The 23,963-nt window shown below is 64.0% G+C and carries 25 protein-coding genes and 1 pseudogene; 16 read left to right on the top strand and 10 right to left on the bottom strand.

Annotated features, from left to right (window positions below; all coding sequences use genetic code 11):
- Positions 1–12: 12 nt before the first annotated feature.
- From V1261_RS02160 to aroC, 4 genes are all read right to left on the bottom strand, one after another.
- A complete protein-coding gene (locus V1261_RS02160) occupies positions 13–756 on the bottom strand; it encodes a MerR family transcriptional regulator (RefSeq protein ID WP_329769775.1) in 744 nt (247 codons plus the stop codon).
- A 196-nt stretch (positions 757–952) separates the two neighbouring features.
- A complete protein-coding gene (gene corA, locus V1261_RS02155) occupies positions 953–1,939 on the bottom strand; it encodes a magnesium/cobalt transporter CorA (protein ID WP_329769774.1) in 987 nt (328 codons plus the stop codon).
- Between the two features lie 226 nt (positions 1,940–2,165).
- Positions 2,166–3,023, bottom strand: a complete 858-nt coding sequence (locus V1261_RS02150; RefSeq protein WP_329769773.1) for a hypothetical protein — start codon at positions 3,021–3,023, stop codon at positions 2,166–2,168.
- 11 nt (positions 3,024–3,034) lie between these two features.
- Positions 3,035–4,129: a chorismate synthase gene (aroC, locus tag V1261_RS02145; protein ID WP_329769772.1), complete on the bottom strand. Its 1,095-nt coding sequence runs from the start codon at positions 4,127–4,129 to the stop codon at positions 3,035–3,037.
- A gap of 65 nt (positions 4,130–4,194) precedes the next feature.
- On the opposite strand from aroC, the gene V1261_RS02140 reads away from it, so the two are divergent.
- From V1261_RS02140 to hprK, 4 genes are all read left to right on the top strand, one after another.
- Entirely contained in the window at positions 4,195–4,644 is a 450-nt protein-coding gene (locus V1261_RS02140; protein ID WP_329769771.1) for a DUF2214 family protein, read from the top strand.
- A gap of 192 nt (positions 4,645–4,836) precedes the next feature.
- The gene (gene hpf, locus V1261_RS02135; protein WP_329769770.1) at positions 4,837–5,187 is read left to right on the top strand and encodes a ribosome hibernation-promoting factor, HPF/YfiA family; all 351 of its coding nucleotides are present in this window, start codon (positions 4,837–4,839) and stop codon (positions 5,185–5,187) included.
- A gap of 167 nt (positions 5,188–5,354) precedes the next feature.
- A complete protein-coding gene (locus V1261_RS02130; RefSeq protein ID WP_329769769.1) occupies positions 5,355–5,822 on the top strand; it encodes a PTS sugar transporter subunit IIA in 468 nt (155 codons plus the stop codon).
- A 77-nt stretch (positions 5,823–5,899) separates the two neighbouring features.
- On the top strand, positions 5,900–6,859 hold the full coding sequence (gene hprK, locus V1261_RS02125; protein WP_329769768.1) for an HPr(Ser) kinase/phosphatase: 960 nt from the start codon (positions 5,900–5,902) through the stop codon (positions 6,857–6,859).
- Positions 6,860–6,864: 5 nt separating this feature from the next.
- Here the strand turns inward: hprK and dprA are convergent, their stop codons facing one another.
- Positions 6,865–8,013: a DNA-processing protein DprA gene (gene dprA, locus V1261_RS02120; RefSeq protein WP_329769767.1), complete on the bottom strand. Its 1,149-nt coding sequence runs from the start codon at positions 8,011–8,013 to the stop codon at positions 6,865–6,867.
- A 178-nt stretch (positions 8,014–8,191) separates the two neighbouring features.
- Here dprA and def point away from each other — a divergent pair, with 178 nt between their 5' ends.
- The 5 genes from def (at position 8,192) to V1261_RS02095 (ending at position 12,191) form a co-directional block, all read left to right on the top strand.
- Positions 8,192–8,725 (top strand): peptide deformylase, encoded by a 534-nt coding sequence (gene def / locus V1261_RS02115; protein WP_329769766.1) that lies wholly within the window; start codon positions 8,192–8,194, stop codon positions 8,723–8,725.
- A gap of 18 nt (positions 8,726–8,743) precedes the next feature.
- Positions 8,744–9,730 carry a methionyl-tRNA formyltransferase gene (gene fmt, locus V1261_RS02110; RefSeq protein ID WP_329769765.1) on the top strand — a complete coding sequence of 329 codons (987 nt, stop codon included), beginning with the start codon at positions 8,744–8,746 and terminating at the stop codon, positions 9,728–9,730.
- Between the two features lie 90 nt (positions 9,731–9,820).
- Positions 9,821–10,570 carry an AzlC family ABC transporter permease gene (locus tag V1261_RS02105; protein ID WP_329769825.1) on the top strand — a complete coding sequence of 250 codons (750 nt, stop codon included), beginning with the start codon at positions 9,821–9,823 and terminating at the stop codon, positions 10,568–10,570.
- Positions 10,567–10,917, top strand: a complete 351-nt coding sequence (locus V1261_RS02100) for an AzlD domain-containing protein (protein ID WP_329769764.1) — start codon at positions 10,567–10,569, stop codon at positions 10,915–10,917. Before V1261_RS02105 ends, V1261_RS02100 begins: the two co-directional genes overlap by 4 nt.
- Before the next feature lie 68 nt (positions 10,918–10,985).
- Positions 10,986–12,191 (top strand): branched-chain amino acid ABC transporter substrate-binding protein, encoded by a 1,206-nt coding sequence (locus tag V1261_RS02095; protein WP_329769763.1) that lies wholly within the window; start codon positions 10,986–10,988, stop codon positions 12,189–12,191.
- Between the two features lie 3 nt (positions 12,192–12,194).
- On the opposite strand, the gene V1261_RS02090 is transcribed toward V1261_RS02095, so the two are convergent.
- Complete coding sequence (locus V1261_RS02090; protein WP_329769762.1) at positions 12,195–12,650, bottom strand: universal stress protein; 456 nt, start codon at positions 12,648–12,650, stop codon at positions 12,195–12,197.
- A 131-nt stretch (positions 12,651–12,781) separates the two neighbouring features.
- Here V1261_RS02090 and V1261_RS02085 point away from each other — a divergent pair, with 131 nt between their 5' ends.
- From V1261_RS02085 to V1261_RS02060, 6 genes are all read left to right on the top strand, one after another.
- A complete protein-coding gene (locus tag V1261_RS02085; protein WP_329769761.1) occupies positions 12,782–13,975 on the top strand; it encodes a phosphoglycerate kinase in 1,194 nt (397 codons plus the stop codon).
- A gap of 333 nt (positions 13,976–14,308) precedes the next feature.
- Entirely contained in the window at positions 14,309–15,430 is a 1,122-nt protein-coding gene (locus tag V1261_RS02080) for a fatty acid desaturase (protein WP_329769760.1), read from the top strand.
- 174 nt (positions 15,431–15,604) lie between these two features.
- Complete coding sequence (pyk, locus tag V1261_RS02075; protein ID WP_329769759.1) at positions 15,605–17,038, top strand: pyruvate kinase; 1,434 nt, start codon at positions 15,605–15,607, stop codon at positions 17,036–17,038.
- Positions 17,039–17,160: 122 nt separating this feature from the next.
- On the top strand, positions 17,161–18,225 hold the full coding sequence (fba, locus tag V1261_RS02070) for a class II fructose-bisphosphate aldolase (RefSeq protein ID WP_329769758.1): 1,065 nt from the start codon (positions 17,161–17,163) through the stop codon (positions 18,223–18,225).
- Between the two features lie 245 nt (positions 18,226–18,470).
- Complete coding sequence (locus V1261_RS02065; RefSeq protein ID WP_329769757.1) at positions 18,471–18,995, top strand: hypothetical protein; 525 nt, start codon at positions 18,471–18,473, stop codon at positions 18,993–18,995.
- 80 nt (positions 18,996–19,075) lie between these two features.
- On the top strand, positions 19,076–19,990 hold the full coding sequence (locus V1261_RS02060; RefSeq protein WP_329769756.1) for a phosphoribosylaminoimidazolesuccinocarboxamide synthase: 915 nt from the start codon (positions 19,076–19,078) through the stop codon (positions 19,988–19,990).
- Positions 19,991–20,055: 65 nt separating this feature from the next.
- On the opposite strand, the gene V1261_RS02055 is transcribed toward V1261_RS02060, so the two are convergent.
- From V1261_RS02055 to V1261_RS02040, 4 genes and pseudogenes are all read right to left on the bottom strand, one after another.
- Positions 20,056–20,874, bottom strand: coding sequence for a MetQ/NlpA family ABC transporter substrate-binding protein (locus V1261_RS02055; RefSeq protein ID WP_329769755.1), 819 nt, complete (start codon positions 20,872–20,874; stop codon positions 20,056–20,058).
- A gap of 42 nt (positions 20,875–20,916) precedes the next feature.
- Positions 20,917–21,732: a MetQ/NlpA family ABC transporter substrate-binding protein gene (locus V1261_RS02050; protein ID WP_329769754.1), complete on the bottom strand. Its 816-nt coding sequence runs from the start codon at positions 21,730–21,732 to the stop codon at positions 20,917–20,919.
- A gap of 32 nt (positions 21,733–21,764) precedes the next feature.
- Complete coding sequence (locus tag V1261_RS02045; protein ID WP_329769824.1) at positions 21,765–22,406, bottom strand: methionine ABC transporter permease; 642 nt, start codon at positions 22,404–22,406, stop codon at positions 21,765–21,767.
- 68 nt (positions 22,407–22,474) lie between these two features.
- Positions 22,475–23,140 (bottom strand): annotated as a pseudogene (locus V1261_RS02040) (methionine ABC transporter ATP-binding protein); the annotation flags it as partial.
- Between the two features lie 360 nt (positions 23,141–23,500).
- Between V1261_RS02040 and V1261_RS02035 the strand changes: the two are divergent.
- Positions 23,501–23,947, top strand: coding sequence for a right-handed parallel beta-helix repeat-containing protein (locus tag V1261_RS02035; protein WP_329769752.1), 447 nt, complete (start codon positions 23,501–23,503; stop codon positions 23,945–23,947).
- Positions 23,948–23,963 lie beyond the last annotated feature (16 nt).

Raw genomic sequence — 23,963 nt, 5'->3', positions numbered from 1 at the left:
TCAGGAGGTGTATCAGCGCGGGGTGGGTGGCTTGTCCTGGGGCTCCAGGCCGCGCTGCATCAGCTTGGCCATGCTTTCCGCTTCCTGGCGCAGCAGTGTGGGCAGCAGCGCCTTGATCGCCTGCAGCAGCAGTTCGGGCGTACCACGTAGCCACTCGTCCATGTGGCCGGGCAGGATCGTGTGTTCGCCATGGTTCTGCGTGGTGACCTGCATGGCCAGGCGCAGATAGGTGCGTACCAGACGACGCAGCTCATGCACCAGCTCATTCTGGATGGTCGCACCCTGATCAATGGTGACTCCCATTCTGGCCAGACGGTTGCCGAGCGGACGCAGCTCGGGTGCCAGGTGTTCGACACTGCCATCAGCGTGTATGCGCAGGATGCCGGACTGCTGCAGCTTCTGCGCCACTTCGGGGGTCAGCTGCTGGTCCCAGTCCTGCTCGATGATTTCCGGGGCCACGGTTTCTGTCGCACTTTCCGATGTACCGATCACGTTCAGAATGTGGGACTGGGCTGCGATCCAGGAGTCGGCATGGGCGGGCATGCGTGCATCCTGCTGCAGGATCTGCTTGATGCGATCCAGGCCAAAGCCTTGTTCACGCAGGCTGCGGATCACTTCCAGCCGGGCCGTGTGTTCAGAACCATACAGGCCCAGGCGGCCGCGCAGGGTGATCGGTGGCAGCATGCCGGCACTGTTGTAGGCACGGATGTTGCGGACTGACATCCCGACATAGGCGGCCACCTCCTCGATCGTCATGGTATGGGCTCCGGAGTCCGGAGATGTGGAGGCGCCTGTCTTACTGCTCATGTCTTGTCGCGATCCATAGTGATTGATGTGATGCATCTGTCATGCATGGCAGACGTCACAGACACCGGATTATACACGCCGGATGTCATGGAGGATAGCAGTACCATAAGCAATGTATCATCATTTGACCTTGCCTATCTTTCTCTTACTTCAGCCAGCCCCGCTTGCGGAAATACAGCATCGGAACCACGGCGCTCAATACCATCAGCGCAATCGCCCACAGGTAGCCCAACTTCCAGTCCAGCTCCGGCATGAAACGAAAGTTCATGCCGTACATGCTGGCCACCAGTGTCGGCGGCAGCATGGCGACGCTGGCCACCGAGAACAGCTTGATGATCTTGTTCTGGTTGATGTTGATGAAACCGACGGTGGCATCCATCAGGAAGTTGATCTTGTCGAACAAAAAGGTCGAGTGGCTGTCCAGCGAGTCGATGTCACGCATGATCTGGCGCGCTTCCTCGAACTGTTCGGCATCCAGCATGCGCGTGCGCATGATGAAGCTGATGGCGCGGCGCGTGTCAGTCGCGTTGCGGCGGATGCGGCCGTTCATGTCCTCCTGGCGCGCGATGATGTTCAGCACCTCGCTGGCCACATCGTCGGTCACGTCGCCTTTCAGCACCTGGTCGCTGGCCTTTTCCAGCTCCATGTGGGTTTCTTCCAGCGTGTCGGCGCTGTACTCGACGTCGGCATCGAACAGCTTGAGCAGCAGCTCCTTGGCGTCGGTGATCAGGCCGGTCATGCGGCGCGCGCGCAGCCGGATCAGGCGGAATACCGGCACCGTCTCGTCGTGGATCGAGAACAGGATGTTGTGGCTGCGCAGCTCCGGGTTGCTCTGGTTCAGGATGAAGGCCACGCGCACCGTGCCGGGATCGTCGTAGTCGGCCACCAGAAAGTCGGAGCGGATATGCAGCTCGCCGTTGTCTTCCTCGTAGAAGCGCGCCGATTCCTCGATGTCCTCGTCCATCGCGTCGTCGGGAATCGACAGGCCGTAGTGCTGCTTGATCCAGCGCTTTTCTTCGGGGGTCGGGTCTTCAAGATCCACCCAGATCGGCTTGAAACGGGTGAGTTCTTCCAGGGATTCGATTTCTTCCTGGAACAGGCGGCCATTGGCCAGCGTGAAAATATTCAGCATGACGGGGTCATCCGGTGTGGCATGCGGCAGTGGCATGCCAGGGGCGGGGAAAGGGACAGATCAAGCGCTTCCGGCGCTTGACAGCCGTTTACCGGACCGTCAGGCGCGGAAGCCAGCAACTAGGGCTAGGTTCCATATATGCGGGGACGCCAGGGGCTCCATGACAAGATAATCCCGGATTATCGCACTGCAGCATAGCGGGGGCAAGCAGATACGGCTCCGCACTTCATGCGCGTGGGTCCGTGTTGGCATCGTGCAGCATCCAGGCCTGCAATGGGTCGCCGCTGCCGGCATCGGCCAGGCGCTGCAGCAACTCCTCGGGCCGCAGGCTGAACTTGGTCAACAGCTTCTGCTCGTCGGTACTGGCCGCGCGACCGGCCAGCCGCGCAAACGCCTGTGGCAGGCCCTGCTCACCCTGCTGCAGGGCGTAGTCCCAGCGATTGCACTGGCCGTAGGTCTTGCGGTTGTCGGCGCCCATGCCGGACGGGAACATATTGGCATTGAGTTGCGCCAGATGCTCCAGGATCGCCTCGCGCCGCTCACCGGCCAGTTTCATGCGGGCAATCTCCATGAACACATCGCGCACCTGCACGCCAAAGTCGTCCGGGTTCTCGATGCGCAGCGGGAAGTACAGTTCAGAGCGGCCACCCTGCTTGACCAGGCAGAGCTCGTACTGGTTGAGCCAGGCGTGCGCTTCGCCGAGCTCGCGTGAGCGGGCATAGGCCTCGGCACTGGCAAACTGACTGATCGGCTGCCATTGCTCCGGGTGGAACAGGGCGTGGCCGAGCTCGTGCGCGAGGGTCGAATAACGCGAATGGATGCGCTGCGCCGGGTCCCCGGGCACGTAGAACAGGATGCGCTCCGGGTGGCCGTTGGCGGCAGAAAAATCGGCCGCCACATGTGCGAGCTGGCCGCCGCACGCCTGGAATTGCAGCAGCTGCTGCCACATCTCCGGGGTCTGGCGTACCGCCTGCAGCTCATCTGCCGGAAAGCCGGCCTGCTCCAGCGCCTGCAACAGGGCGTGCCCGACGGTATCAGCAGACGCGGCAACCGGCGGCCTGGCGCGCGACCACCGGGGCAGCATGGCTGGAGTCCTCAGCCGAGGCGCGCGACGTCGGGCGTGTCCACCCGCACATCGGCGCACTGGGCGCGCTGGCGCAGCGCATGCTCCATCAGCACCAGCGCCAGCAGGGCTTCGGCAATCGGCGTGGCGCGGATGCCGACGCAGGGGTCGTGCCGGCCCTTGGTCTGGACCACCACCGGTTCGCCTTGCAGGTTGATCGAATCACGCGGCGTCATGATCGAGCTGGTCGGCTTGATGGCGATGCTGACCTCGATGTCCTGGCCGCTGCTGATGCCGCCCAGGATGCCGCCGGCATGGTTGCTGGCAAAACCGCCGGGCGTCGGGGAGTCGCCGTGGTAGCTGCCGCGCTGGGCCACGCTGGCAAAGCCGTCGCCAATCTCCACGCCCTTGACGGCGTTCAGGCCCATCATGGCGTGGGCGATATCGGCATCGAGACGGTCGTAGATCGGTTCGCCCAGGCCCACCGGTACGCCGCTGGCGCTCACGCGCAGGCGTGCACCGCAGCTGTCGCCGGCCTTGCGCAGGCTGTCCATATAGCTTTCGAGTGCGCTGACATCGGCGCAAGGCGCGAAGAAGGGGTTATTCGGCACATGTTCCCAGCTCTCGAACGGGATGGCGATCTCGCCGATCTGCGTCATGCAGCCGCGGAACGTGGTGCCGTACTGCTCGAACAGCCACTTGCGTGCCACTGCACCGGCGGCCACCGTGGGCGCTGTCAGGCGTGCCGAGGAGCGGCCGCCGCCGCGCGGATCGCGGATGCCGAACTTGTGCCAGTAGCCGTAATCGGCATGGCCCGGGCGGAAAGTCTGCAGGATGTCGCCGTAGTCCTTGCTGCGCTGGTCGGTGTTGCGGATCAGCAGGCAGATCGGGGTGCCGGTGGTCTTGCCTTCATAGATGCCGGACAGGATCTCGACCTGATCGGCTTCGTTGCGCTGGGTGACGTGCCGGCTGGTGCCGGGGCGACGCCGGTCCAGCTCGGGCTGGATGTCGTCGACCGACAGCGCCATGCCGGGCGGGCAGCCGTCGATCACGCAGCCAATGGCCGGGCCGTGGGATTCACCAAAGTTGGTGACTGCAAACAGGGTTCCAAGGGTATTGCCGCTCATGGGGCCGATTATCGTGGATAAGCTGCTACTGTGACGCCACCTGCCACAGACAACCGGAATTTCCCATGCTTGAAGCCACGCTTTCCTACCTGCACATCCTGATGATCCTGTCGATGACGGTGTTCCTCAGCTCCGAGGCTGCGCTCTGCCGCCAGGAGTGGATGAACGCGAAAGTGGTGCATCGGCTGGCGCGGCTGGACCTGATCTATGGCTCGCTGGCGCTGCTGACGCTGCTGTCCGGCCTGGCACGGCTGTTCTGGGGCGCCAAGGGGCTGGATTTCTACCTGTCGAATCCGGTGTTCCATCTGAAGATGACGCTGTTCGTGCTGATGCTGCTGCTGTCGATCCGCCCCACGCTGACCTTTCTGCGCTGGCGCCGCCAGCTCCTGGCTGACGGCAGCCTGCCGGCCGCCGGCGAGATCAACAGCACGCGCCGCCGCATCATGGTCACGGCGCACCTTATGCTGGTGCTGCCGCTGCTGGCCGCCCTGATGGCGCGCGGCTTCTGGGGCTGAACCCGCTGCTGCGGGTTTGCCCTTGATGTGGAAACGGAACGTTCGTTCGCTCTTGTATTTTTCCTGTCACGCACGCATAGTAGGGGTACGGACATGTTCGCGTAAGCGCGGTCATCTGCGACGGCAGACCCGCCCCACAGCCGGAAGCCAGGCTTCCGGCAGCATCGCCCACCGGGCCACGAAGGAGGAGTCATGAACCTGACCATCACTGGACGTCATCTTGAAGTCACCCCTGCCATGCGCGAATACGTCACCACCAAGCTGCAGCGCATCACGCGCCACTTTGACCAGCTGGTAGACACCAAGGTCACCCTGTCCATCGAAAACGACAAGGACAAGGATCGCCGCCAGCACGCCGAGTGCAGCATCCGCGTCAAGGGCAATGACATCCATGCCGAAAGCAGCCAGCACGATATGTATGCCGCCATTGATGACCTGATGGACAAGCTGGATCGCCAGATCGTCCGTCACAAAGACAAGTTGCAGACGCACCAGCTCACCGAGGCGCAAAAGCGTACCGTGATGGAGCAGGCGCAGCAATAAGGTTGCCCGACAGCGCCGCAGCAATACTCCAGTAATGCTGCGGCGCAACATCATGTAAATATGTCACATGTGATGTTTGTCATATAGAATCGGTTCATAGAGCCAGTGCAGGGTTAACACTGAGTGGGTGCCTGCGCCGTGCGCATGATGTTGCAAAGTATGAGCCAATGAACAGACTCGCCTCCATTCTGCCGGCCACCCAGGTCGTTGTTAATGTGGATGTCACCAGCAAGAAGCGTGCTTTCGAGGAAGTAGGCCTGTTGTTCGAAGACCTGCACGGATTGAGCCGCGCTGTCATTACCGACAGCCTGTTCGCCCGCGAACGACTGGGTTCCACCAGTCTGGGTCATGGCGTTGCCATCCCCCATGGCCGTATCAAGGGTCTCAAGGCACCGATGGCCGCCTTGTTCCAGCTGGCGCATCCGATCGGCTTTGACGCGCCGGACGATACGCCGGTCGGCCTGCTGATCTTCCTGCTGGTGCCCGAAGCCGCCACGCAGAAGCATCTGGAAATCCTCTCCGAAATCGCCGAAATGCTGAGCAACGCCGATCTGCGCGAAAAGCTCATGACCACCCACGATGCCGCCCAGCTGCACCAGCTGGTGGCCGACTGGCAATCGGTCCAGCCCTTGTAATTAGCGGCGCTTATTTTTTTGCGCGCTTGCGGCTACCATGAAGGCATTGTCATTCCTTCATGGCAGGAGCCGCATCCATGAAACACACCGCGATCAGCGCCGACGTCCTGTTTGAATCCTTCCGCACCACGCTGCAATGGCAGTGGCTCGCTGGTCTGGGTGCTTCCGAGCGCCGTTTTGCCGAAGTGGCCGTGCGCGAAGCCAGTTCCGGCGCCGATCTGGTCGGCTACCTCAACTACATCCATCCCTACCGCGTGCAGATCCTGGGCCAGCGCGAAGTTGCCTACCTGACGCAATGCTCGCCGGAAGACCAGCTGCGTCGCACGGCGCGCATCCTGACGCTGGAACCGCCGGTGGTGATCCTGGCCGATGCGCAAGCGGCGCCGGAACCGCTGCTGCAGCTGTGCGAGCGCGCGCAGATTCCGATGTTCTCCACCGACGAGCGCGCCGCCTACGTGATCGACCTGCTGCGTACCTACCTGTCCAAGCACTTCGCCAGCCGCGAGACCATGCATGGCGTGTTCATGGACATCCTGGGGTTGGGCGTGCTGATCACCGGCGAATCCGGACTGGGAAAGAGCGAACTCGGCCTGGAGCTGATCTCGCGCGGCAACGGTCTGGTGGCGGATGACGCGGTGGACCTGTACCGCATCAACCAGACCACGATCGAAGGCCGCTGTCCCGAGCTGCTGCAGAACCTGATGGAGGTGCGCGGCATCGGCCTGCTGGATATCCGTGCCATCTTCGGCGAGATTGCCGTGCGCCGCCGCATGCGCCTGCGCATGATCGTGCACCTGGTGCGCAAGGAGACGCTGGAGCGTGATTACGAGCGCCTGCCGACCGAGCCGCTGATGCAGAACGTGCTCGGCGTGCCGATCCCCAAGGTGGTGGTGCAGGTGGTGGTGGGCCGCAACATCGCGGTGCTGGTCGAGGCCGCGGTGCGCAACATGATCCTGCAGCTGCGCGGCATCAACGTCTACGAGGAATTTGCCGCGCGCCAGCGTGCCGCCATGGCCAAGGGCTTTTCCGAAGACTGACGCGGCTAGCCGGCAGCGCGGCGCTGGAATAGCCCGCCGGGCAGGCGCGCCACCAGGCCGTCCAGTTCCAGGGCCAGCAGTTCGGCCTGCAGTGTCGCCGTGTCCATGCCGGTGCGCGCCAGCAGCGCATCCAGGCTGACCGGATCGTGGCCGAGTGCATCCAGCACCGGGTGGGGCTGGTCGGCCGGCGTGACCGAGACCGAGCTGGCCGCCCAGCCGGTGGCATGCGTCGGTCCGGGCAGCAGCGGACGCAGCTCTTCCAGCACGTCTTCCGCGGATTCCACCAGCTTGGCGCCTTGCCGGATCAGTGCATGGCAGCCGCGCGACTGCGGCGAGTGGATCGATCCGGGAATCGCAAACACCTCGCGCCCCTGTTCGCTGGCCAGCCGTGCCGTGATCAGCGAACCCGATTGCGGTGCAGCTTCCACGATCAGCACGCCGTGGCACAGCCCGGAGAGGATACGGTTGCGGCGCGGAAAATGGTGCGCCTGCGGTGGCGCGCCGAGCGCAAACTCGCTCAGCAGCACGCCGGACTGGCAGATACGGTGCGCCAGTTCGCGATGCTGCGCCGGGTAGACCCGATCCAGTCCGGTGCCGACCACGGCAATGGTGGCGGCACCGGCTTCCTGTAGCGCATCAAAACCGTCGAGCGCGCCTTCGTGCGCGGCGGCATCGATGCCGAGCGCCAGCCCCGACACCACGGTCCAGCCGTGGCGCGCAAAGCTGCGTGCAAACATGCGGGCATTGTCGGCGCCCTGGCTGGTCGGGTTGCGGCTGCCGGCCATGGCGATGCAGCGGCTGGGTGCCAGGCGGTCGCGCTGGCCCATGGCATAGAGCAGCACCGGCGGATCAGCCGTCTGCAGCAGCTGTGGCGGGTAGTCCGGGCTGCCGAGCGGGATCAGCCAGCGCGCAATGCCATCGGCCTGCGGTTGCAGCCATTGGCGAGTGCGATCGATCAGCGCCAGCGTGTCTTCGGACGGATGCAGCAGCGCCTCGACCTGGCGGCTGCTGATGACCTGCTCCAGTGCATGGCGCGATTGCGCCACTACCTGTTGTGGCAGGCCGAAGCTGGCCAGCAGCCGGCGTGCCGTGTCCGGGCCAATGCCGTGTGCCTGCAGCAGCTGCAGCCAGGCGACCAGTTCCTCATCGCTCATGCGGAATCATCCAATTTAAATACAAAGTATTGATTATCGTGCGATTCCGGCGGATTTTGCCGCCATGTGCCTGACAACAGCGTGGCCAAGCGTGCGGCCTGCTGCAGGAAATGGCAAAACACGGGAAAATACCGGTATTCGGCCACTGCAGGTGGCCTGTTGTCTTTCGAGTGATTCCATGGCCCTGCTTCCCATTCTTGTCTATCCCGATCCCAAGCTGCACACCGTGGCCAAGCCCGTGGCGCAGGTGGATGAGCGCATCCGCACGCTGCTGGATGACATGTTCGAGACCATGTACGAAGCCAATGGCATCGGCCTGGCGGCTACCCAGGTCGACGTGCATGAGCGCGTGGTGGTGATCGACGTGTCCGAATCGCGCGACCAGCGCCTGGTGGTGATCAACCCGGAAATCGTCTGGGCCAGCGAAGAGCGCGTGCGTGGTGACGAGGGCTGCCTGTCGGTGCCCGGCATCTACGATGGCGTGGAGCGTGCCGCGCAAGTGCATGTGCGCGCACTGGACGAGCAGGGCAACAGCCGCGTGATCGAGGCCGATGGCCTGCTGGCGGTCTGTCTGCAGCACGAAATGGATCACCTGGCCGGCAAGGTGTTTGTCGAATACCTGTCGCCGCTCAAGCGTGGCCGCATCAAGACCAAGCTGGTCAAGGCGCAGCGTGAAGCCGAGCGCGAGCAGAAATCCCGCCAGTCGGCATAAGCACGGGCAGGATCTTCCATGAAAGTGGTGTTTGCCGGTACGCCGGAGTTTGCCCAGGTGGCGCTGCAGCGCCTGCTGCAGGCCGGTTTCGAGGTGCCGCTGGTGCTGACGCAGCCGGATCGTCCGGCCGGGCGCGGCATGAAGCTGCAGGCCTCGCCGGTCAAGCAGACGGCGCTGGCGCATGGCATTCCGGTGCAGCAGCCGCACGGCCTGAAGCTCGATGGCAAGTATGCCGATGAGGCGGCGCAGGCACGCGAGGCCTTGCTGCAGGTGCAGCCCGACGTGATGGTGGTGGCGGCCTACGGCCTGATCCTGCCGCAATGGGTGCTGGACCTGCCGCGCCTCGGCTGCCTGAACATCCATGCCAGCCTGCTGCCGCGCTGGCGCGGTGCTGCGCCCATCCATCGCGCCATCGAATCCGGCGATGCCGAGACCGGCGTCACCATCATGCAGATGGACATCGGCCTGGATACCGGCGACATGCTGCTGACCGAGCGCCTGCCGATCACGGCTGCCGCTACCACCGCCAGTCTGCACGACCAGCTGGCCGATCTGGGCGGCCGCCTGATCGTGGAGGCGCTGGAGCTGGCTGCCTGCGGTGGCCTGCCACCGGCCACGCCGCAGCCCGCAGATGGCATCACTTACGCACACAAGATCGAGAAGGCCGAAGCCCGCATTAACTGGCAAGACTCGGCGGACCAGATTGCGCGCCGCGTGCGCGCCTTCACGCCGTTTCCGATTGCGCACACCACGGCAACGAATGCCGAAGGCCAGCACGAGCTGGTCAAGGTGCATGCGGCACAGCTGCTGGAGCAGGACAGCCAGGCCACGCCGGGCCAGGTGCTGGCCAGTGGTGCCGATGGCATCGATGTCGCCTGTGGCGATGGCCGCGTGCTGCGGCTGACCATGCTGCAGCGCGCTGGCGGCAAGCGCCTGCCGGTGGCCGACTGGCTGCGCGGCTTTGCCCTGCCGGCAGGAACCGTGCTGGGCCAGCAGGCCGACTGAACTCCCTGTACTTCCATGAGCACTGCCGTTTCCACCTCCGGGCTGGCGCCGCGCGACCGCGCGCTGGAGCCGCCTGTCCTGTCGCCGGCGATGATCCGCCAGCCGGCCTTCCGCGAGGGCTGGCGCAACTACTACCAGATCGCGCTCGGCATTGCCTCCTGGGGCCTGATGACGGGTGTCGCCATGAGCAATTCCGGCCTCAGCCTGTTCGAGGCCATGCTGATGACAGTGCTGGTGTTTGCCGGTACTGCCCAGCTGGCGGCGCTGCCGCTGATCGTGGCCGGTGCGCCGGTCTGGGTGATCCTGGTGGCGGCGTTCTGCGTCAACCTGCGTTTTGTCGTGTTCAGCGCGCACTTGCGCAACTACGTGATGCACCTGCCGTTCCGGGAGCGCATGATGTTTGGCTACCTGTCGGGTGACGTCAACTACGTGCTGTTCACCCAGCGCCATCCGCATCCGGCCACGCACGATCCGCAGCTGCGAGGCGAGCAGGTCGCCTGGTATGTTGGCAATACGGCGGCCAACTACGTCAACTGGTGTGTCGCCTGCCTGACTGGCGTGCTGCTGGCCAGTACCTTGCCGACATCCTGGGGGCTGGGTTTTGCCGGCACGCTGGCGGTGCTGGGCGTGATGTGCGCGATGCTGGACAGCCGCATGCGCATCCTCACGGCGATCCTGGCCGGTGGCGTGGCGGTAATGGCCTATGCGCTGCCACTCAAGCTGAACCTGGTGGTGGCGATCCTGCTCTCGGTCGGCATCTGCCTGCTGCTGGAATACACCGTGCTGCGCCGCCATGTGGAAGAGCAGGAAGCGCGCCAGCGCCGCCAGGGGCGCCCATGAGCATTATCAGCGTACCGGGCCAGACCGACTGGCTCACCATCCTCATCATCATCGGCCTGACGCTGGTGACGATTGTCTCGCGCAGCTTCTTCTTCATCTCGCGGCGCAATCTGCCGATGCCGACCTGGTTCCAGCGCAGCCTCAAGTACGCGCCGGTGGCGGCACTGGCGGCCCTGGTGATCCCGGAAATTGCCGTCACGCAAGGCGAACTGGCCAGCTGGAACGATGCCCGCCTGTATGGCGCACTGGCTGGTGCGCTCTGGTACTTCCGCCGGCGCAGCGTCATGGGCACGATCCTGGTCGGCATGGCGGTGTACCTGCCGCTGCATCTGGGGCTGGGCTGGTAGCACACGTGCTGGCGTAAACTAGTCCTTTTGGGGCGCCTTGCCCCGCGGACTAGCCTGCGAGACTGCTCATGACCTCTTCCTCCCGCATCCCTTTTGCCCTGTCCCTGTGCGCGCTTGGCGCGATGCTGTCACTGGCGGCCTGCTCGAAGCAGGAGGCAGCTCCGGCAGCCGGTGCGGCTTCCGCTGCCGCTTCGGCCACCGTCACCGCACCCGCCGATGCAGTCGAGGTGCTGATCGGCACCGTCAGCCCGCTGTCCGGTGGCATTGCCCACGTTGGCAAGGATGTGGAAAACGGCGTGCGCATGGCGATTGACGACATCAACGCCAGCCAGCCGGTGATTGGCGGCAAGCCGGTGCACTTCAAGCTGGTGGCCGAGGACGATGCCGGCGACCCGCGCCAGGCCACCACCGTGGCGCAGAAGATGTGTGACGCCAAGGTGGCCGGCGTGGTCGGCCACCTGCAATCCGGCACCACGATTCCGGCTGCGGACGTCTACAACAAGTGCGGCATCCCGCACGTGACGCCGGCAGCGACCAACCCGGACGTGACCAAGGCCGGCTACAACACCACCTTCCGCGTGATTGCCAACGACAACCAGCTGGCCGAAGCGGTAGCGGCCAGCGCCGCCCAGCAGGGCGTGAAGACGGTGGCCATCGTCGATGACCGCACGGCGTTTGGCCAGGGCCTGGCCGATACCTTCGAGGAGGCCGCGAAGCAGAACGGCATGGAAGTCGTGGTGCGCGAATTCACCAATGACCGGGCGACCGACTTCATGCCGATCCTGACCTCGATCAAGGCACGCAACCCGGATGCCATCATGTTTGGTGGCCTGGATGCGCAAGGCGGCCCGATGCTGCGCCAGATGCAGCAGCTCGGCATGAGCCAGGTCAAGCTGCTCGGTGGCGATCCGCTGTGTACCGAGCGCATGCCCGAGCTGTCCGGCAACGTCGCTACCGTGCAGAACGTGATCTGTGCCACCGGCGGCATTTCGGTGCAACGCATGCAGGGCGGCCAGGACTGGCTGCAGCGCTACAACAAGGCCTACAGCGGCCAGTTCCAGATCTACAGCCCGTACTCCTACGATGCCACCCAGGTGCTGGTGGCGGCCATGAAGCAGGCCGATTCCACTGATCCCAAGGTCTATCTGCCGAAGCTGGCGGCGCTGCAGTACCAGGGCCTGACCGGCGAGATCAGCTTCACGCCGCGTGGCGAGCTGCAGAAGCCGGCCGTGACCTTGTACCGTTTCCAGGACGGCAAGCGCGTCGAGCAGTAAGCCTCAGGGTTCGGACAGGATCGGATCGGGCAGCTTGACCACCAGCACCGGCACCGGGGCATCGTCAATCAGCTCGCGCGAGACCGATCCGCCCAGCATGTTGCGCAGCATGCCCTGGGCGCGCGTGCCGGTGATGATCAGGTCGCAGCCGTGCAGGTGCACCAGCTCGATGATGGATTGCGCCGGATTGCCGCTGCTGATCACTTCGGTGACGTAGCTGACACCGGCCTGCTCGATCAGGCGTACCGAGTCGGCCAGCGCGTCGGTGCCGGCACCATAGGCCACGTTGGCCAGCATTTCCTCGTTGCCCTGCGCCGTCAGGCGTTCGTAGGTGCTGGGCGATTCCTGCACGTTGGCCAGCACCACGCTGGCGCGCAGGCCGTTGCGCACCAGTTGCAGCGCGTACTGCACCTCGTGGTGGGACACTTGGCTGCCGTCGATGGCGATCAGGATCTTCATGCGGGTACTCCTTGTTCTCGTGGTCGTGCTGCTTCCAGTGTACAGGCGCGTACGCAGCGGCAGCAGGGGCTGCCAGCTTTTCTATAATGGCCTCAGTCACAGGATTTTCATCATTCTTACAGGGACACTCCATGCAATTCATCCGTTTTTCCGATCTGTGCGCCAACGGCCAGGCCAAGGACAAGCGCGTCTTCATCCGTGCCGACCTGAACGTGCCGCAGGACGACGAGGGCAACATCACCGAAGACACCCGTATCCGCGCCTCGCTGCCCTGCATCCGCATGGCGCTGGACGCCGGTGCCGCCGTCATGGTCACTTCCCACCTGGGCCGCCCGACGGAAGGCGAATTCAAGCCGGAAGATTCCCTGTCGCCGGTGGCAGCGCGCCTGGGCGAGCTGCTCGGCCGCGACGTGCCGCTGGTCAGCAACTGGCTGGATGGCGTCGAGGTGCAGCCGGGTGAGCTGGTGCTGCTGGAAAACTGCCGCCTGAACGTGGGCGAAAAGAAGAACAAGCCGGAACTGGCCGAAAAGCTGGGCCAGCTGTGCGACATCTTCGTGCATGACGCTTTTGGCACCGCGCACCGCGCCGAAGGCACGACCTACGGCATTGCGCAGTACGCGCCGATCGCCAGTGCCGGTCCGTTGCTGGCGGCCGAGATGGACGCCATCGGCACCGCCCTGGCCAACCCCAAGCGCCCGCTGATCGCCATCGTGGCCGGCAGCAAGGTCTCCACCAAGCTGACCATCCTGCAAAGCCTGGCCGACAAGGTGGATGGCCTGATCGTTGGTGGTGGCATTGCCAACACCTTCATGCTGGCCGAAGGCCTGCACATCGGCAAGTCGCTGGCCGAAGGCGACCTGGTGGACGAGGCGAAGAAGGTGATCGCCAAGATGAAGGAGCGTGGTGCCGAAGTGCCGATCCCGGTTGATGTGGTGACCGCCAAGGCCTTTGCTGCCGATGCCGCTGCCGAAATCAAGGACGCCAAGGACGTGGCTGAAGACGACATGATCCTGGACATCGGCCCGAAGACGGCGCAACTGCTGGCCGACAAGCTCAAGGCTGCCGGCACCATCGTCTGGAACGGCCCGGTCGGCGTGTTCGAGTTCGACCAGTTTGCCAACGGCACCGAAACCATCGCGCGCGCGATTGCCGCTTCCGATGCCTTCAGCATCGCCGGTGGCGGCGACACGCTGGCGGCGATCGCCAAGTACGGCATTGACAAGGACGTGAGCTATATCTCCACCGGTGGTGGCGCTTTCCTGGAAGTGCTGGAAGGCAAGACGCTGCCGGCATTCGAGATCCTGGGCAAGCGCGCCGCGGCGTAAGGATCCGGCTTGCAGGCTCCGCCTGGGGCCTGCCACAAGGCCCGTCAACCGGGCTTTCTGGCTTTTGCTAAAAAAGCACGGTGGTGCGATTGCGACGTTAACTGTTGCAGAAAAGCTGCAGAATCGGGGCCTGCAGTCCCTGTGGACGAATCACAAGGGGTTTGTGCTGCACTGCGGTAAGGCCAAGACTGGCCTCATATTCTCATCATTCATACAATGAGAGGTTCATGGGCGCGCGCCCGTGAGGGTAGCAGCCACATCAGTGCGTGGCTGCAGGCCCTTCTTCCAGTGCAGACGCTTGCCGACTGCCGCCCGCACTGAGATGTGAGAGATATGACCGAGACTTCCCAGCAAGCGACCGTGGATACGGCGCAGCCGATCACTCCCGACCAGCCGATGCCCCATCGCAAGGTCATCCGTTCCTGGACCGCTCCCTTTGCCCAACGCGACAACTGGCACGCCTTTGTGCTGCTGGTCATCGATTTTGCCCTGTTCTTTGCGCTGATCGCCGGCGCCGTGCTGTTTGAAGCCTGGTGGCTGCAGCTGGTGTGCGGTCTGGCTGCCGGCTTTGTCATCGGCCGTCTGTTCATCATTGGCCACGACGCCTGCCACATGAGTCTGACGCCGAACCGCCAGCTCAACAAGTGGCTGGGCCGCATCGCCTTCATGCCTTCGCTTACCGCCTACAGCCTGTGGGACGTGGGCCACAACGTGATCCACCACGGCTACACCTGCCTGAAGGGCGTGGACTTCGTCTGGGAGCCGCTGACCAAGGAAGAGTACGACGCGCTGTCGCCGACCAAGCGCCTGCTGCAGCGTATCTACCGCAGCGGCTGGGGTGCCGGCATCTACTACATGATCGAGATCTGGTGGCACCGCGAGTTCTTCCCGAACAAGAAGTACATGCCGACGCGCCGTTCCGTCTTCATCTGGGACAACATCCTGGTGCTGGTCTTCTGGCTGGTCTGGGCCGTGGCGATCACGCTGCTGGCGCTGGCCTTCGAACAGCCGGTGTGGCAGGCCTTCCTGTTCGGCATGGCTGCTCCGCTGATGTTCTGGTTCTACATGATCGGCTTCGTCGTCTATGTGCACCACACGCACGAGAAGGTGAGCTGGCAGAACGACAAGTCGGCCTGGGGCAAGGCAGCGCCGTTCGTTTCCACCACCGTGCACCTGACTTTCCCGTTCAAGATTGGCGCCGCCATGCACCACATCATGGAGCACACTGCACACCATGTGGATATGACGATTCCGCTGTACCAGCTGAAGAACGCCCAGCACCGCCTGGAAGAGCTGCTGCCCGGCCGCATCGTGGTGCAGCCCTTCTCCTGGAAGTGGTACTTCGAGACCGCCGGCAAGTGCAAGCTGTACGACTTCCAGCAGCAGTGCTGGACCGACTTTGACGGCGTCGCCACCAGCGTGCCGCGTACCGACATGACGGTGGTGCCGGCCTGATCGCCAGCCTGCCTTGATGTACAACCCGCCTGCAGTTCCTGCGGCGGGTTTTTTGTTGCGTGTGATGCTGCCGGGATACCTTTCACTAGCGTCAGCCCCTAGCCCCGGCGTCACACAGTCGTGCCAGAATCCCGGAAGCAGCCGCAGCGGCGGCTGTCTGCCACGGAGACCTCCATGCTGCGCCACGCCACCAAGATTGTTGCCACCATCGGCCCTGCTTCCAGCACGCCCGAGATGCTCGAAGCCATGATCCGCGAGGGCGTCAGCGTGGTGCGGCTCAACTTCAGCCACGGTGTGGCGCAGGACCATATCGATCGCGCACGCCTGGTGCGCGAGGCGGCACAGCGTGTCGGCCGCGAGATTGCCATCATGGCCGACCTGCAAGGCCCGAAGATCCGCGTCGGCAAGTTCGCCGAAGGCCGGATCGTGCTGGAGCCGGGTGCCAGCTTTGTGCTGGATGCCAGCCGCACCGAACCGGGCGATCTGCAGGGCGTCGGCCTGGACTACAAGGAGCTGCCGCGCGATGTGCGCCCTGGCGACACGCTGCTGCTGAACGATGGCCTGATCACGCTGCGCGTGGACCGCGTGCAGGGCGAGGCGGTGCACACCACGGTGCTGCTGGGCGGCGAGCTGTCCAACAACAAGGGCATCAACAAGCAGGGCGGCGGCCTGTCGGCACCGGCGCTGACGGCCAAGGACATGGAGGACATCCGCACTGCCATGAGCTTCCAGGCCGATTACGTGGCGGTGAGTTTTCCCAAGAGCGCCTCCGACATGGAAATGGCGCGCCACCTGTGCCATATGGCCGGGGCCGAGTACGGCCACCGCCCCTTCCTGATTGCCAAGATCGAACGCGCCGAGGCGATTCCGCGCCTGCCGGAAATCCTGCAGGCCAGCGATGCGATCATGGTGGCGCGCGGCGACCTGGCGGTCGAGGTCGGCAATGCTGCGGTGCCGGCGCTGCAAAAACACATGATCCGGCTCGCGCGCGAGCACGACAAGGTGGTGATCACTGCCACCCAGATGATGGAGAGCATGATCGTGAACCCGGTGCCGACGCGCGCCGAGGTCAGCGACGTGGCCAACGCCGTACTCGACGGTACCGATGCCGTGATGCTGTCGGCCGAAACCGCCGCCGGCCGCTTTCCACTGGAAACGGTGCGCGAAATGGCCAATATCTGCATCGCCGCCGAGGCGCATGACAAGTTCGAGCTCGATGCCGACTTCACCGGCAAGACCTTCAGCCGCATCGACCAGTCGATCGCCATGGCGGCGCTGTTTACTGCCCACCACATGAACGCCAGGGCGCTGGTGGCGCTGACCGAATCCGGCTCCACGGCACTGTGGATGAGCCGCTACCGCGTGCGCACGCCGATCTATGCCATGACCTCGCGCCAGGCCTCGCAGCGGCGCATGGCCCTGTTCCGCAACGTGCATGCGCTGCTGACGGAGACGCACCTGGTACGCGATACCGTGCTGCGCGAGGTCGAGACGCATCTGCTGCGCGAGGGCGTGGTGCAGCAGGGCGATACCTATGTGCTCACCTGCGGCGAGCCGATGGGCACGCCGGGCGGTACCAACATGCTGCAGGTCTGCCGCGTGCAGTAAGGGGTTGTTGGCTGGCCTTGCGGGCAGGGCTTGGGTAAAATGGGCGGATTCCCTGCCGCGTGCAGGGCGGGCTTGCCCTGCGCCAGCCTGCTTCCGGTTTTCAACTTCTAAGGAATCATCCCATGGCACTCGTATCGATGCGCGAACTGCTGGACCATGCTGCCGAAAACGGCTACGGCATTCCGGCCTTTAACGTCAACAACCTGGAGCAGGTGCAGGCCGTGATGTCGGCTGCCGACGAAGTGGGTGCCCCGGTGATCCTGCAGGCCAGCGCCGGCGCGCGCAAGTACGCAGGCGAGCACTTCATCAAGTACCTGATCCAGGCCGCTGCCGAAGCCTACCCGCACATCCCGCTGGTGATGCACCAGGACCACGGCACCAGCCCGGCGATCTGCCAGGGCGCGCTGGATCTGGGCTTTGGCTCCGTGATGATGGACGGTTCCCTGCGTGACGACGGCAAGACGCCGGCCGATTTCGATTACAACGTCTCCGTGACCAGGCAGGTCGTGGAAATGGCGCACAAGATTGGCGCCACCGTCGAGGGCGAGCTGGGCTGCCTGGGCAGCCTGGAAACCGGTGAAGCCGGCGAGGAAGATGGCGTGGGCGCCGTTGGCAAGCTGGAGCACAGCCAGATGCTGACCGACCCGGAAGAAGCCGCCCAGTTCGTGCAGGCCACGCAGCTGGACGCGCTGGCCATCGCCATCGGTACCAGCCACGGTGCCTACAAGTTCACCCGCCCGCCCACCGGCGACGTGCTGGCCATCAGCCGCGTGAAGGAAATCAACGCGCGCATCCCCAACACCCACCTGGTGATGCACGGTTCCTCCAGCGTGCCGCAAGACCTGCTGGACATCATCAACCAGTACGGTGGTGACATGAAGCAGACCTACGGCGTGCCGGTCAAGGAAATCCAGGAAGCGATCAAGTACGGCGTGCGCAAGATCAACATCGACACCGACATCCGCATGGCGATGACCGGTGCCGTGCGCAAGTTCATGCACGAGAATCCCTCCAAGTTCGACATGCGCGAATGGATGAAGCCGGCGCGCGAAGCGGCCAAGGCGATCTGCAAGCAGCGCTACCTGGAATTCGGTTGCGAAGGCCAGGGCGCCAAGATCAAGGGCATCCCGCTGTTCGTGATGGCCGAGATGTATGCCAAGGGTGACCTGAAGCAGAAGGTCAACTGATCGACGGCTGACCGGCAGGACCAGACTGCCGGTATCGCTCCAGCCCGCGTATGGCTGCCCCTGTGGATGCACAGATGGCAGCTGGCGCGGGCTTTTTGCTGCCCGCCCGCTATAGGAATTGGCTGACAGGCATCGTCGGCATCGGATGGCAGGCCGGGGATGCGTCTGCACGCACACTGGAATCAGCAAGTTTCCCCATGACCAGCCGGTTGTGGATTCCGATTCCACCTAGCGAGGAGAACATCATGAGCAATAGCGATATCGGCCAGCCTTCCCAGGACCCGCGTCCGATCGCCCAGGAGGCGATTACCCCGGAGGAAGCCAAGCGAGAAGTGTCCGGCGTGGCCGCAGGCGGCGGCGCCGTGGCTGGTGCGGCGGGCGGCGTTGCCATCGGTACTGCCGTGGGCGGCCCGGTGGGGGCGCTGGTAGGCGGCGTGATTGGTGCTGTGGCCGGCGCCGTGGGTGCCTATGCCGCCGTCGATGCCACCGACCCCGACTACAGCTACTGGAAGGACAACTACCAGCAGCAGCCACACTATGTGAACGACTACAACTACGACGATGACTTTGCGCCGGCCTACCGTCTGGGCTACCAGGGACGCCGTCGCTATGAAGGCCAGACCTGGGCCGAGGCTGAAAACTCCTTGCGCACCGACTGGGAGCAGCTCAAGGCCGGATCGCGCCTGAGCTGGGAGCAGGCTAGTGATGCCAGCCGTGCCGCCTGGGAGCGTGTTGAAGGCCAGGTACTGGGCGGTTCCGACAAGGCCTGATGCTGCGCCAGCCGAGCGCGCATCAGGGATAATAGGACATCCGCCCCGCTGGGGCGCATGTCCTTTTTACTGCCTGAACCATGAGCCAACCCGACGCCCTGCATACCTCTTCCCTCCAGTCCCTGCCGCTGCTGGCGCGCGGCAAGGTGCGCGACAACTACGCCGTGGGCGATGACCGCATCCTGATGGTGGCCAGCGACCGCATCAGCGCGTTCGACGTCATCATGGGTGAGCCGATTCCGGGCAAGGGTGCGCTGCTGACGCAGATGGCGCTGTTCTGGTTTGACAAGCTCAAGGGCATCGTGCCCAATCATCTGACCGGCGATGCCCCCGAGAGCGTGGTCAGCGCCGCCGAAGTGCCGCAGGTGCAGGGCCGCAGCATGCTGGTCAAGCGCCTGAAGCCGCTGCCGGTCGAGGCGGTGGTGCGCGGCTACCTGGCCGGCAGTGGCTGGCAGGAATACCAGCAGAGCCGCAGCGTCTGCGGCGTGCCGCTGCCCGAGGGCCTGCAGAATGCCAGCAAGCTGCCCGAGCCGATCTTTACGCCGGCGGCCAAGGCAGAAGTCGGCGAACATGACGAGAACATCAGCTTCGAGCAGGTCGAAGCCACCATCGGCAAGGAGCTGGCGGCACAGATGCGGGATATCAGCATCGCGCTGTACCAGGCCGCAGCCGATTACGCCCTGACCAAGGGCATCATCATTGCCGATACCAAGTTCGAGTTTGGCCTGGATGCCGACGGCACGCTGACGCTGATGGACGAGGTGCTGACGCCCGACAGCTCGCGCTACTGGCCGCAGGACGGCTACCAGGCCGCGTTCGAGGCTGGCCAGAACCCGCCGAGCTACGACAAGCAGTTCCTGCGCGACTGGCTGGACACCGCCACGGTGGATGGCAAGCCATGGGGCAAGGTGGCTCCGGCGCCGCAGCTGCCGCAGGAGGTGATTGACGGTACGACCGCCAAGTACCGGGAGGCGTTGCAGAAGCTGATGCAGTAAGCGTCCTTTGCCGCAGAAACAGACATGCCACCCAAGGGTGGCATGTTGCGTTGTGGGGGTACAGCTTACTTGTTGTTCCAGCCCGGGGGGTAGTTGTAGCCAGGGAAGCGCTTCAGCGCGTAGGCCTTGAACTCGGGCGAGCGGTAGGCGGCGATGACGTCCTTGGCCCACTGCGTGTCCAGGTTGTCATTGCGGATCGCGCCGATATTGACATACGCCTTGCTTTTCTCCTGGAACAGGCTGTCGCTGAGCTTCATGCCGCTGCTGACCGCGTAGTTGCCATTGACAATGGCAAAGTCGACATCGGAACGGGAGCGCGGCAACTGGGCTGCCTCCAGTGGCTTGAGCACGATGTTGTGCTTGTTGCTGGCAATGTCGCGTTCGGAGGCCGTGACGGGGTTGATGCCAGGCTTGAGCGTCACCCAACCCAGATCGCGCAGCAGCACCAGGGCGCGCGCCAGGTTGGTCGGATCGTTCGGTACGCTCACGATGCTGCCAGACTTGACGTCTTGCAGCTGCTTGTTCCTGCCTGCGTACAGGTTCATGGGCGCAGTCGGGACGTGGAATACCGAGGTCAGCGTCAACTTGTGCTGGGCGCGGAACTTGCTCAGGTAGGGGTGGTGCTGGAACACGTTGACATCCAGCGCACCTTCCTGCAGCGCCAGGTTCGGGCGGACGTAGTCGGTAAATTCGACCAGCTTGACCTTGTAGCCCTTCTTTTCCAGGATCGGGCGGATACCTTCTTTCACCTGGTCGCCGTAATCACCCACGGTGGTGCCGATGACGATTTCCTTTTTCGCCGGATCAGCGGCCAGGGCCGGCTGGCCCAGTGCGGCCAGCAGGGTAGCGGCCACGCTGGCCTTGAGCAAATCTCGCAGTGTCATGATGTCTCCTTCAGTTTCTTGTTTTTCAGGATGGGGTTGGACTTACTTGACCCAGCCTGCCGGGTAGTTGTAGCCGGGGAAGCGCTTCAGCGCGTAGGCCTTGAACTCGGGCGAACGGTAGGCGGCGATGACGTCCTGTGCCCACTGCGTATTCAGGCTCTTGTTCTGGAACACGCCCACGTTCAGATAGGCCTTGCTGCGTTCCTGGAACAGGCCGTCCTTCAGGTTCATGCCGCTGCTGACGGCGTAGTTGCCGTTGACGATGGCAAAGTCCACATCGGCGCGCGAACGCGGCAGCTGCGCGGCTTCCAGCGGCTTGAGCACGATGTTGTACTTGTTGCTGGCAATGTCGCGCTCGGACGCGGTGGTGGTCTTGATGCCGGGCTTGAGCGTGATCCAGCCCAGGTCACGCAGCACCACCAGCGCGCGCGCCAGGTTGGTCGGGTCGTTCGGCACGCTCACGGTGCTGCCGTTCTTCACGTCTTCCAGGCGCTTGCTCTTGCCGGCGTACAGGTTCATCGGCGCGGTCGGCACCACGAATACCGAGGTCAGCGTCAGCTTGTGCTGGGCGCGGAACTGGTTCAGATAGGGCTGGTGCTGGAACACGTTGACGTCCAGCGAGCCTTCCTGCAGTGCCAGGTTAGGGCGGATGTAATCGGTAAATTCGACCAGCTTGACCTTGTAGCCCTTCTTTTCCAGGATCGGGCGGATGCTTTCCTTGACCTGGTCACCAAAGTCGCCGACGGTGGTGCCAATGACGATTTCCTTTTTCGCCGGATCAGCGGCCAGGGCATGGCCACCCAGGGTGGCGAACAGGGCGGTGGCCAGCGAGGCCTTGAGCAGGGTACGGATGTTCATGGGTTGGTTTCCTGTAAAAAATGGGATGGGAATCAGCGCTTGTCCAGGCGCGCCGCGATCAGGTTGCCGGACACCTGGATCACTTGCACGATCAGGATCAGCAGCAGCGACATGGCGACCAGCACCACGGTGTCGTAACGCTGGTAGCCGTAACGGATCGCCAGGTCACCGATACCGCCACCGCCAACCACGCCGGCCACGGCGGAATAGCTCAGGAAGCTGATCGTCAGGATGGTGAAGCCGGCAACCAGGCCGGAGCGTGCCTCGACCAGCAGCACCTTGACGATGATCTGCAGCGGGCTCGCGCCCATGGCCTGGGCGGCTTCGAGCACGCCGCGCGGAATCTCGCGCAGGGAGGTTTCGGCCAGGCGCGCAAAGTAGGGAATCGCGGCAAAGGACAGCGGCACGGCGGCCGCCAGCGGGCCGATCGAGGTGCCTGCAACCCAGCGCGTGAAGCCGCTCAGCACCACCATCAGGATGATGAAGGGGAAGGAACGCACCAGGTTGACCAGCCAGCTCAGCGCGCCGCCGAGCACGCGGTTTTCGTACATCTGGCCCTTGCCGGTGAGGTAGAGCAGGATGCCCAGCGGCAGGCCGATCAGCACCGCGGCGGTCAGGCCGATGCCGAGCATGATGGCGGTTTCGATGGCAGCCTGGATGATTTCATCCTGCATGCCGGCCAGGTGCTCCCAGGCGGCAGCCCAGCTGAAGGTTTCTTCGTTGTTGCTGAAATCGTCCATGATCAAGCCTCCTCTGCCAGCAGCGCCAGTGCCTGCGGCGATTGCATGCGGAACTCGCCATCGCGTACGTCGGCGATCTCGACCACGCGGCCCTGGTCCATCACGGCGGCGCGGTGGCACAGCTGGCGCACCACGCGCATCTCGTGCGTGACGATGACGATGGTCACGCCAAAGCGCTGGTTGATCGATTGCAGGCAGTCCAGTACCGCGCGCGTGGTCTGCGGATCCAGCGCCGAAGTCGGTTCGTCAGCCAGGATCACCTTGGGGTTGGGCGCCAGCGCCCGTGCGATGCCGACACGCTGCTTCTGGCCGCCGGACAGCTGCGCCGGGTAGTGCTGCGCGCGGTGCGCCAGGTCCACTACCTCCAGGCATTCGGCCACGCGCTTGTCGATATCGGCCTTGCTCCAGCCGGCAATCTGCAGCGGAAAGGCCACGTTGCCGGCGACGGTGCGGTTGGCCATCAGGTTGAATTGCTGGAACACCATGCCCATGTGCTGGCGCGCCTGGCGCAGGCCGGCCGCATCCAGCGTGGTCAGGGTCTGCTCGCCGATGCGCACCGAGCCGCCATCCGGCCGCTCCAGCAGGTTGAGCAGGCGCAGCAGGGTCGATTTGCCAGCGCCGGAATGGCCGATCAGGCCAAAGATTTCACCCGCGCGGATGTGCAGCGAAGTGGGGTGTACCGCGTCAAACCAGCCAGACCCGTGTGGGGCGGGGTAACGCTTGAAAACCGAGTCGAGTTCTATCATCTGTCTGTGCCGCGGGTAGCGGCCTCCCTGTCAAGGAGGACGATTCTAGCAAATCCATGGCTTTATATGCCATTTAAATCATATAAAGATATTGTTTGAATATGACTTTGGAATATAAGGGATTTCCCCTGTGCGTTGCGCGGACGCTGGCATGTCCTGTTACCACTTGGCAGCCGCAAGCCGGAACTTTGCGCCTGCTGGCCACATCCATCAGGGAGCCATTCCGGCTTTCCGGGCCGCCTGCTGCAGGCCGACGCCCGTGATCCCAACCAGGAGATTCCCATGTCGATTGCAAGCCGTTTCGTTCCCCTGGCCGTGCTGGCCACCACCCTGCTGGCGACCACCGGCGTTGCCCATGCCGATGACCGCATCTGTCGCGGCACCATCAGCAACCAGACCATTGACGGCGATATCAAGGTGCCGCGCGGTGCCAGCTGCGTGGTGTCCAACAGCCGCATCGACGGCAACATCCAGTCCCAGGGTGCGGCCTCGGTGACGGTGCGCAACAGCACGATCGACGGCAATATCCAGCTCGACAAGGGCCGCCGCATCAGCCTGCGCGGCAATCGGGTCGATGGCGACATCCAGCTGATGGGCAACCGTGGCAGCATCGCGGTGCAGGGCAACCGCGTGGATGGCAACCTGCAGTGCAAGGGCAACAGCCAGCGCCCGACCGGTGGCAACAACCGCGTTGACGGCAACAAGGAAGACCAGTGCGCGCGCCTGTAAGTCGGTAGCGCTGATC

It is taken from the genome of Brachymonas sp. J145 (assembly GCF_036312245.1).
GTDB classification, from domain to species: Bacteria; Pseudomonadota; Gammaproteobacteria; order Burkholderiales; family Burkholderiaceae_C; genus Brachymonas; species Brachymonas wangyanguii.
This window is presented reverse-complemented; position numbering and strand designations above follow the sequence as displayed.

What these genes read in the sequence shown, in the direction of transcription:
- V1261_RS02095 (WP_329769763.1), top strand. Translation starts at nt 10,986, where the DNA reads ATGACCTCTTCCTCCCGCATCCCTTTTGCCCTGTCCCTGTGCGCGCTT.
- V1261_RS02100 (WP_329769764.1), top strand. Translation starts at nt 10,567, where the DNA reads ATGAGCATTATCAGCGTACCGGGCCAGACCGACTGGCTCACCATCCTC.
- V1261_RS02085 (WP_329769761.1), top strand. Translation starts at nt 12,782, where the DNA reads ATGCAATTCATCCGTTTTTCCGATCTGTGCGCCAACGGCCAGGCCAAG.
- V1261_RS02080 (WP_329769760.1), top strand. Translation starts at nt 14,309, where the DNA reads ATGACCGAGACTTCCCAGCAAGCGACCGTGGATACGGCGCAGCCGATC.
- V1261_RS02160 (WP_329769775.1), bottom strand. Translation starts at nt 756, where the DNA reads ATGACGATCGAGGAGGTGGCCGCCTATGTCGGGATGTCAGTCCGCAAC.
- fba (WP_329769758.1), top strand. Translation starts at nt 17,161, where the DNA reads ATGGCACTCGTATCGATGCGCGAACTGCTGGACCATGCTGCCGAAAAC.
- V1261_RS02050 (WP_329769754.1), bottom strand. Translation starts at nt 21,732, where the DNA reads ATGAACATCCGTACCCTGCTCAAGGCCTCGCTGGCCACCGCCCTGTTC.
- V1261_RS02150 (WP_329769773.1), bottom strand. Translation starts at nt 3,023, where the DNA reads ATGCTGCCCCGGTGGTCGCGCGCCAGGCCGCCGGTTGCCGCGTCTGCT.
- V1261_RS02045 (WP_329769824.1), bottom strand. Translation starts at nt 22,406, where the DNA reads ATGCAGGATGAAATCATCCAGGCTGCCATCGAAACCGCCATCATGCTC.
- V1261_RS02055 (WP_329769755.1), bottom strand. Translation starts at nt 20,874, where the DNA reads ATGACACTGCGAGATTTGCTCAAGGCCAGCGTGGCCGCTACCCTGCTG.
- V1261_RS02060 (WP_329769756.1), top strand. Translation starts at nt 19,076, where the DNA reads ATGAGCCAACCCGACGCCCTGCATACCTCTTCCCTCCAGTCCCTGCCG.
- hpf (WP_329769770.1), top strand. Translation starts at nt 4,837, where the DNA reads ATGAACCTGACCATCACTGGACGTCATCTTGAAGTCACCCCTGCCATG.
- V1261_RS02035 (WP_329769752.1), top strand. Translation starts at nt 23,501, where the DNA reads ATGTCGATTGCAAGCCGTTTCGTTCCCCTGGCCGTGCTGGCCACCACC.
- V1261_RS02090 (WP_329769762.1), bottom strand. Translation starts at nt 12,650, where the DNA reads ATGAAGATCCTGATCGCCATCGACGGCAGCCAAGTGTCCCACCACGAG.
- def (WP_329769766.1), top strand. Translation starts at nt 8,192, where the DNA reads ATGGCCCTGCTTCCCATTCTTGTCTATCCCGATCCCAAGCTGCACACC.
- V1261_RS02140 (WP_329769771.1), top strand. Translation starts at nt 4,195, where the DNA reads ATGCTTGAAGCCACGCTTTCCTACCTGCACATCCTGATGATCCTGTCG.
- pyk (WP_329769759.1), top strand. Translation starts at nt 15,605, where the DNA reads ATGCTGCGCCACGCCACCAAGATTGTTGCCACCATCGGCCCTGCTTCC.
- aroC (WP_329769772.1), bottom strand. Translation starts at nt 4,129, where the DNA reads ATGAGCGGCAATACCCTTGGAACCCTGTTTGCAGTCACCAACTTTGGT.
- V1261_RS02105 (WP_329769825.1), top strand. Translation starts at nt 9,821, where the DNA reads ATGATCCGCCAGCCGGCCTTCCGCGAGGGCTGGCGCAACTACTACCAG.
- hprK (WP_329769768.1), top strand. Translation starts at nt 5,900, where the DNA reads ATGAAACACACCGCGATCAGCGCCGACGTCCTGTTTGAATCCTTCCGC.
- V1261_RS02130 (WP_329769769.1), top strand. Translation starts at nt 5,355, where the DNA reads ATGAACAGACTCGCCTCCATTCTGCCGGCCACCCAGGTCGTTGTTAAT.
- dprA (WP_329769767.1), bottom strand. Translation starts at nt 8,013, where the DNA reads ATGAGCGATGAGGAACTGGTCGCCTGGCTGCAGCTGCTGCAGGCACAC.
- V1261_RS02065 (WP_329769757.1), top strand. Translation starts at nt 18,471, where the DNA reads ATGAGCAATAGCGATATCGGCCAGCCTTCCCAGGACCCGCGTCCGATC.
- fmt (WP_329769765.1), top strand. Translation starts at nt 8,744, where the DNA reads ATGAAAGTGGTGTTTGCCGGTACGCCGGAGTTTGCCCAGGTGGCGCTG.
- corA (WP_329769774.1), bottom strand. Translation starts at nt 1,939, where the DNA reads ATGCTGAATATTTTCACGCTGGCCAATGGCCGCCTGTTCCAGGAAGAA.